Consider the following 6,470-nt stretch of genomic DNA (forward strand, 5'->3'; position numbering starts at 1 on the left):
CCGCGTTACGCCGCGCTCGTGGGCACCGCCACGTGCGAAAGCAGCGCCTCGATGATCGGTGCCGCCGACACGCCGTCGGCGTCGGCCGCAAAATTGGGGAGGATGCGATGGCGCAGCACAGGCATGGCGACGCGCTGAATGTCCGCGGGCGACACCGCCGCGCGCCCCGCCAGCAGCGCCGAGGCCTTGGCCCCGAGAATCAGCGCCTGTCCCGCGCGCGGCCCGGCGCCCCAGCGCACGTACTGCTGCACCAGCCGCACCGCCGACTCCTGCGGACGTGACGCCCGCACCACACGCGCCGCGTATTGGAGCAACAGTTCGCTGCAGGGGACGGCACGGACCGCCCGCTGGAGCGCCAGCGCATCGTCCGCGGTGAAGACCGCCTCGATCGCTGCCCCGCGCGCGCCCGTGGTGGCGCGCAGGATCGACACTTCGTCGGCCTCGGTGGGATACCCCACGCGAATATCGAAGAGAAACCGGTCGAGCTGCGCTTCGGGCAGTGGATACGTGCCTTCCTGCTCGATCGGATTCTGCGTGGCCAGCACGAAGAACGGTTCGGGAAGCCGCATCGTCTGCCCCGCCGCCGTCACACTGTGCTCCTGCATGGCTTCGAGCAACGCGGCCTGAGTGCGCGGCGGCGCGCGATTGATCTCGTCGGCCAACACGATGTTGGCAAACACCGGGCCGCGCACGAAGCGGAACGCGCGCTGCCCGCCACCCGTCTCCTCGAGAATCTCGGTGCCCGTGATGTCACTCGGCACCAGATCGGGCGTGAACTGAATGCGACGGAATTCCAACTGCATGGCGTCAGCGAGCGACTTGATCATGAGCGTCTTCGCCAACCCGGGGACGCCCACTAACAGCGCATGCCCGCCGGCCACGAGCGCCATGAGGATCTCGTCTACGACGTGATCCTGCCCCACCACGCGCTTGCCGATTTCGGCGCGCAGACGGCGCACCGAGGCTACGAGCGACTCGACCGACCGCTCCGCAGCCACACCCGCCGCTCCGCCGACCATTGCTGAACTCACCCGGGGCGTCTCACTTGAGCGGACGACGACGATGCGCCGCGAGGAAGAGCGTGGACGCATTCTGCGCGCCCACCCCACGAAGGCTCTGCGATTCGTCGACCTCGGCGCCACGCAGCTTCACTGCGTGGCCGTCGAGGTCCGGCATGTCGGGAAGGAGGTTGGCCATGGCCGCGCGCTTGACGTCCCGGACGAGCGACTCAGGAGTGCACGCCACGCGCACCGCATCCCATGCCTCCGCCGCTTGGACACGCAGCATCCACACCGGGGCGGAACCCTCGGGGGCCACGCGCAGGACTTCGGGACGCACGCGCAGGGTGTTCGCGAACGCGGGAGCACTGTCGTGAGGGGCACTCATGCAGCACTGCCTCCCTCGAGCAGGGGGGGGACCGCTCCGGGCAGTTCAGCCGGTGCCGCCGACGGCACCACCGGCGCGGGGGGCAACGACTCGAAGAAGCGTGCGATCTGCTGGTCGAACAGGTAGCTCGATCCGCTGACGGCCGTGCCGGCCGGCGTGTCGCGCACACCAATCACGATTTCCTCACCGCCCTGCCCGCGCAGCGCCACATGGGACGGCCCCTGCTTCTCTACGAATGCGGTGTACACGCCACTGCGATTCGCGAAGAAGTGCGTAGCCGCCCGAAGGACTTCATCCATCGGGAGCGATGTCAACGTGTCCTGGAGCTGACGGGACGATTGCTGGTGCATAGCCGGGTTGATCGGAATATCGGATTCGGATGGTCGACACAGCGGCCACGGTGCACCGCACGCGAGGCCGCAGATACAGCGGGACGGCGTCAGCCGTGATCGTGCTCCGCGTCGACTGGGAAGACGAGCAGCAGCTCACGGACCAGGTCGGGGTCGCCGGCCTCGATGTGCAATTCGCCACCGAGCCGCGCCACGAGGGCCCGGGCCAGTGGAAGGTCCACGGCGGTCACCGCGGTGCGCACCGCCACGAACGGATCGCCAGCGTCCCACGCCAGCGCGCCGTTCCGCATGCGTAGTATACGCGCCGGGTCGGCCGGAAGTTGTCCTCCCGGCCCGGCCGGGACGCGGTCATCCCGCTCGAACAGGGGCCGGCCGTGCCAGCGCACGGAGAGCTCCAGAAAGCCCGGCCCCAACCGCACCCCCGCCTGCACGGCGCCGCCCTCGACGGCCGCCCCACAGACCCCGAGCCCCACCACGAGTTCGAGCGCCCGCGTGAGTTGCGCCACATCGGCGCGCATCGTGGGAAGCAGCACCGTGGGTTCGTCGATCTGCACGGGGATCATGGGCGCTCGGGCGCGCCACCGCGCAACCGCCTCACGCAGCGGCTCGCGCGGGTCCACATCGTCTGGCGACAGCACGAAGGTCGGCGCGGTCACCTCGCGGTATTCGCGCGCATGCTGCGCCAGCCATTGCACCGCCGCCAGCCGGTCGGTCCGATCGCGCGGATCATCCTGCCGCGTGAGCGACAGCATGGCCTCCACCACCACCCCCTCCGACGCCGTACGCGCCCGTGCGGCGGCGCTCCAGCTCGCCGCCTGCAGTTCGAGCTCGGCGTTGGCCTCCGCCAGCGCGGCGTTGGCTCGCCGCAGCGCATCGGTGCGGCGTGACTTGTCGGTAGCGGCGGCGAGCTGGTCGGCCACCAGTCGGACGAGCGCGCGCTGCTCGTCGCTCACGCAGGTGGCGTCGGCGAAATAGAACGCCACCGCACCGATCGGTCCCTCGGCGGTCTCGAGCGGGACGGCGATGATGCTGCGGAAGCCGAGCTCCGTGGCCACCTCGTACCAGGCCTCGAGCGACGGATCGGCGAAAAGATCTTCGATTTCCACCGTGCGACGCTCGGCGACAGCCAGCCCGCTGGGCCCATCCCCCACCCGCACCCGCAGCGCACCGATCCACTGCCGATGCGGCGCCGGCCACTCGTGCTGGGCAACGGGGCGCAACAGCCCGCCGTCGGGCCCGAGCTGCATCACCAGCGAGAACGAGGCGCCGATGAGCGGCGTGACCCGATCGAGTGCGAACTGCTGCACGTCATCGGGATGCTCGGCTAACAGAAAGGCGTGCGCGATTTCTCGCACCGCCAGCAGCTCGCGTGCGTCACTCATTCGAAGCGGAGATGGGGGTCAGAAGCTGGCGCGCGGACGTTTCGGCGACAGCGGTCGCACTTCGAGACGATGCACCAGCATGATCAGGTCGTGCGAGGCGCCGGTCACGAGCGCCACGGGCCGGGTCAGCGTGGTCGTCATCTTCCAAAACTAGAGAGGGCGACCGGCCAAGGACACCAGAGACAAGGCCTCCCCATTAGAATTCCGTGATTGCGGACGGTCCCGGTCCACCAGCCGACCGGGCTGCTGACGTGGTTTGTTGCTGTCTCTCGAGGATCCCACCGTGCTTCGCGCCTTCCGTTCCTCCCGCAGCGCCACGCCCCTCCTGGCCATCGCCCTCCTGTGCTCGGCGTGTGACCGCCGCGGTACCGCGGCCCCCGCGGCCGCCAACGGCTTCGTCGACGACACCCTGCGCGCGGCCGTGGTCACTCAGCCGGTGCCCAACGACGCCGATGACCCGGCGATCTGGATCGACGCAGCAGATCCGGCCCGGTCGCTGGTCATCGGCACCGACAAGGGCGACAGCACCGGTGGCCTCTACGCCTTCCGCCTCGATGGCACCATCGACAGCGCGCGCACTCGCCGTCCCCTCAAGCGCCCAAACAACGTGGACGTGGTGCTGGGCGCCGTCATTGGCGGGGAGACGATGGACCTCGCCGTGACAGCCGAACGTGGCACGATGTCGCTGCGCGTGTTCCGCCTGCCCGACATGACGCCCGTCGACGACGGTGGCATCCCCGTCTTCGACGGCGACAAGAGCCGCGCCCCGATGGGCGTGGCGCTGTACAAACGCCCGCGAGATGGCGCCGTCTTCGCCATTGTGGGAGGCAAGAGCGGTCCGCGCGACGGCTACCTCTGGCAGTACCGCCTGGTGGCCGGCCCCGGAGGCACCGTCCTCGGCAGGCACGTGCGCGCCTTCGGCACCTACAGCGGCAAGAAGGAAATCGAGGCGATCGCCGTCGATCAGACGCTGGGCTTCGTGTACTACAGCGACGAAACCGCTGGGATCCGTCAGTACCATGCCGATCCCGACGCGCCCGGTGCAGCGGTCGAACTCGCGTTCTTCGGGCAGACCGGCTTCGTGAGCGATCACGAGGGCATCGGCATCTATCCCACCTCCGACACCACCGGCTATCTGCTCGTCTCCGACCAGCAGGGCCAACGCCTGCGTGTGTTCACGCGGGAAGGGCGAAGGGATCAGCCCTATCGTCACGACCTCGTGGCCGTGATCCCGGTGAGTGCTCTCGAGACCGATGGCCTCGAGGTGACCGCCGCGCCGCTCGGTCCACGGTACCCCGACGGCATCCTTGTGATGATGTCCACCGATCGCACCTTCCACCTTTTTGACTGGCGCGACGTCCGGCGGGCGATCGAGCGCCGTGACGCGTCTGTTACCAAGTAACAACCGACTTGTGATCTGAGGGGCGGATGGTTCAGTGCGCGCGGCGAGCAGCTCTACGCGCCCCCCTCCATCCCATCCAGCCCATGCGTTTCTCACTGCTCCCGATGGCGGTCGTTGTCAGTGCCGCCATTGCCCCCCTTCAGGCTCAGGGTGTCGTGACCGGTACGGTCACCGATCCCTCGGGCCGCCCACTGTCCGGCGTGCTCGTCCTCGTCGATGGCACGTCCATCCGCGCCTCCACGGACCGCGGCCTGTACCGCGCCGTGAACGTCCCTGCGGGGTCGCGCACCATCACGTTCCGATACATCGGCTACGCACCGCAGACCAAGTCGGTCACGGTGGTGAACGGACGCACCGCAATCCTCGATGTGAAGCTCGCGGAAGCGGTGACCTCGCTCTCCACCATTGAAGTGCGCGGCCAGGTCGTCGGACAGGCCTCGGCGCTCAATCAGCAGCGCACGGCGTCGTCGATCGCCAGCGTGATCGACAATGAACTCGTCGGTCGCCTCCCCGACCCCAACATGGCCGAAGCGCTGGCCCGCGTCCCCGGCATTGCCGTGCTGCGCGACCAGGGGGAAGGCCGCTTCGTGCAGATCCGTGGCACGAGCCCGAACTTCAACGGCATGTCGGTGAACGGCCTCCGCCTCGCGACGCCGGAGCAGAACAGCCGCCAGCTGCCGATGGACATCGTGCCGTCGGACCAGGCGAGCCAGATCCAGGTGTCGAAGACGCTTACGCCCGACATGGACGCTGACGCCATCGGCGGGAACGTGAACATCGTGACCCGTTCGGCTCGCGCGAACGAAACGCTGTTCAACGTCACGGCAGCCGGTGGTGGCAACCAGCTCGGCGGTGGGCTGCTCGCCAACCTCGGCCTCAACGCCGGCAAGCGCTTCGGCAAGAGCCAGAAGTTCGGCGCCATGCTGGGCGGCACGTACTATCGCAACGATCGCGCCTCGCAGAATGTGGAAGGCGACTGGTGCTCGCAGACGCGCAACTGCGGCGTCGCGCCGTCGCTCACCTCGCTCGACGCGCCGAACCTCTTCGAGTATCGCGACTATCCGCAGGTGGACCGGTTGCGCACCGGCATGAACGGGACGCTCGACTACTTGCTCGCCAACAACAGCAAGATCTTCCTGCGCGGCTCGTGGAATCAGTTCAACGACGACGAAATCCGTGCGCGCGCCCGTTTCCGCTTCCGTGGGGGCGGCGGCTCCCGCTGGACGCAGGTGAGCGCCGATTCCGGTATCACCACCGGCTCACAGTTCGACCGCGACATCCGTCTTCGCGAAGTCCTGCAGGACATCTACACCGCGCAGCTGGGCGGTGAGCACTACAGCGGCGACGGTAAGTCGCTCGACTGGGCCGTGGGCGTGTCGCGCGCGACGGAAAACCGCCCGGGCGCCCTGACCATGTCGTTCCGTCAGAGCAACATGTCGCTGGCGTACAACTTCGCCGACGCTGAGCGTCCCCGGGCCTACGTGGTGACCGGTTCGTTCGACGATCCCGCCCGCTTCGGCTTCAACAGCTTGGCGAACGAAAAGCGTGACACCAAGGACGAAGATCTGTCGGCCAAGATCAACGGCTCGATTCCGGTGCAGTTCGGCGGGTTCAGCGGCACGCTCAAGGCGGGGCTCGCCGCGCGCCTCAAGGACCGCTCGAACACGCTCATCACCACGAACTACACGAGCGCACTCGGGACGAACTCGCTGAACGCGACGGCGGCCACGCTCATGGGTGCCCTCACCACCGAGACGGCCGGCCGCAACATCTTCGACGGCGACTACGCGTTCGGTCGCACGTTCGACCCCACGCGCATGCGCGACTTCATCGCCGCCAATCCGAACGCCTTCACGGTGAATGCGCTGTCGTCGGCCACCACGTCGGCGGGTGGCTCGTTCAAGGTGAAGGAAGACGTGTACGCCGGCTACCTCATGGCCAACCTCGATG

7 protein-coding genes are annotated in these 6,470 nt (G+C 68.2%); 2 read left to right on the forward strand and 5 right to left on the reverse strand.

Annotated elements, in window-relative coordinates:
- Positions 1 to 5: 5 nt before the first annotated feature.
- From ACIQ51_RS08995 to ACIQ51_RS09015, 5 genes are all read right to left on the reverse strand, one after another.
- A complete protein-coding gene (locus ACIQ51_RS08995; protein WP_396204712.1) occupies positions 6 to 1,019 on the reverse strand; it encodes an AAA family ATPase in 1,014 nt (337 codons plus the stop codon).
- Positions 1,020 to 1,041: 22 nt separating this feature from the next.
- Positions 1,042 to 1,386 (reverse strand): hypothetical protein, encoded by a 345-nt coding sequence (locus ACIQ51_RS09000; protein WP_396204706.1) that lies wholly within the window; start codon positions 1,384 to 1,386, stop codon positions 1,042 to 1,044.
- Complete coding sequence (locus tag ACIQ51_RS09005; RefSeq protein ID WP_396204707.1) at positions 1,383 to 1,685, reverse strand: hypothetical protein; 303 nt, start codon at positions 1,683 to 1,685, stop codon at positions 1,383 to 1,385. Before ACIQ51_RS09005 ends, ACIQ51_RS09000 begins: the two co-directional genes overlap by 4 nt.
- Positions 1,686 to 1,825: 140 nt before the next feature.
- Positions 1,826 to 3,118: a GAF domain-containing protein gene (locus ACIQ51_RS09010; RefSeq protein ID WP_396204708.1), complete on the reverse strand. Its 1,293-nt coding sequence runs from the start codon at positions 3,116 to 3,118 to the stop codon at positions 1,826 to 1,828.
- A gap of 18 nt (positions 3,119 to 3,136) precedes the next feature.
- Positions 3,137 to 3,259, reverse strand: a complete 123-nt coding sequence (locus ACIQ51_RS09015) for a hypothetical protein (RefSeq protein WP_396204709.1) — start codon at positions 3,257 to 3,259, stop codon at positions 3,137 to 3,139.
- A gap of 118 nt (positions 3,260 to 3,377) precedes the next feature.
- On the opposite strand from ACIQ51_RS09015, the gene ACIQ51_RS09020 reads away from it, so the two are divergent.
- Together ACIQ51_RS09020 and ACIQ51_RS09025 are read left to right on the forward strand one after the other, a co-directional pair.
- The gene (locus ACIQ51_RS09020; RefSeq protein WP_396204710.1) at positions 3,378 to 4,520 is read left to right on the forward strand and encodes a phytase; all 1,143 of its coding nucleotides are present in this window, start codon (positions 3,378 to 3,380) and stop codon (positions 4,518 to 4,520) included.
- An 83-nt stretch (positions 4,521 to 4,603) separates the two neighbouring features.
- Positions 4,604 to 6,470: carboxypeptidase regulatory-like domain-containing protein (locus ACIQ51_RS09025; RefSeq protein ID WP_396204711.1), on the forward strand; the 1,867-nt coding region annotated here is incomplete at its 3' end.

Source organism: Gemmatimonas sp. (assembly GCF_044344655.1).
GTDB lineage: Bacteria > Gemmatimonadota > Gemmatimonadetes > Gemmatimonadales > Gemmatimonadaceae > Gemmatimonas.

Excerpts from the sequence above, each read along its gene's own strand:
- ACIQ51_RS08995 (WP_396204712.1), bottom strand. The coding sequence starts at position 1,019 with ATGGTCGGCGGAGCGGCGGGTGTGGCTGCGGAGCGGTCGGTCGAGTCG.
- ACIQ51_RS09000 (WP_396204706.1), bottom strand. The coding sequence starts at position 1,386 with ATGAGTGCCCCTCACGACAGTGCTCCCGCGTTCGCGAACACCCTGCGC.
- ACIQ51_RS09005 (WP_396204707.1), bottom strand. The coding sequence starts at position 1,685 with ATGGATGAAGTCCTTCGGGCGGCTACGCACTTCTTCGCGAATCGCAGT.
- ACIQ51_RS09010 (WP_396204708.1), bottom strand. The coding sequence starts at position 3,118 with ATGAGTGACGCACGCGAGCTGCTGGCGGTGCGAGAAATCGCGCACGCC.
- ACIQ51_RS09015 (WP_396204709.1), bottom strand. The coding sequence starts at position 3,259 with ATGACGACCACGCTGACCCGGCCCGTGGCGCTCGTGACCGGCGCCTCG.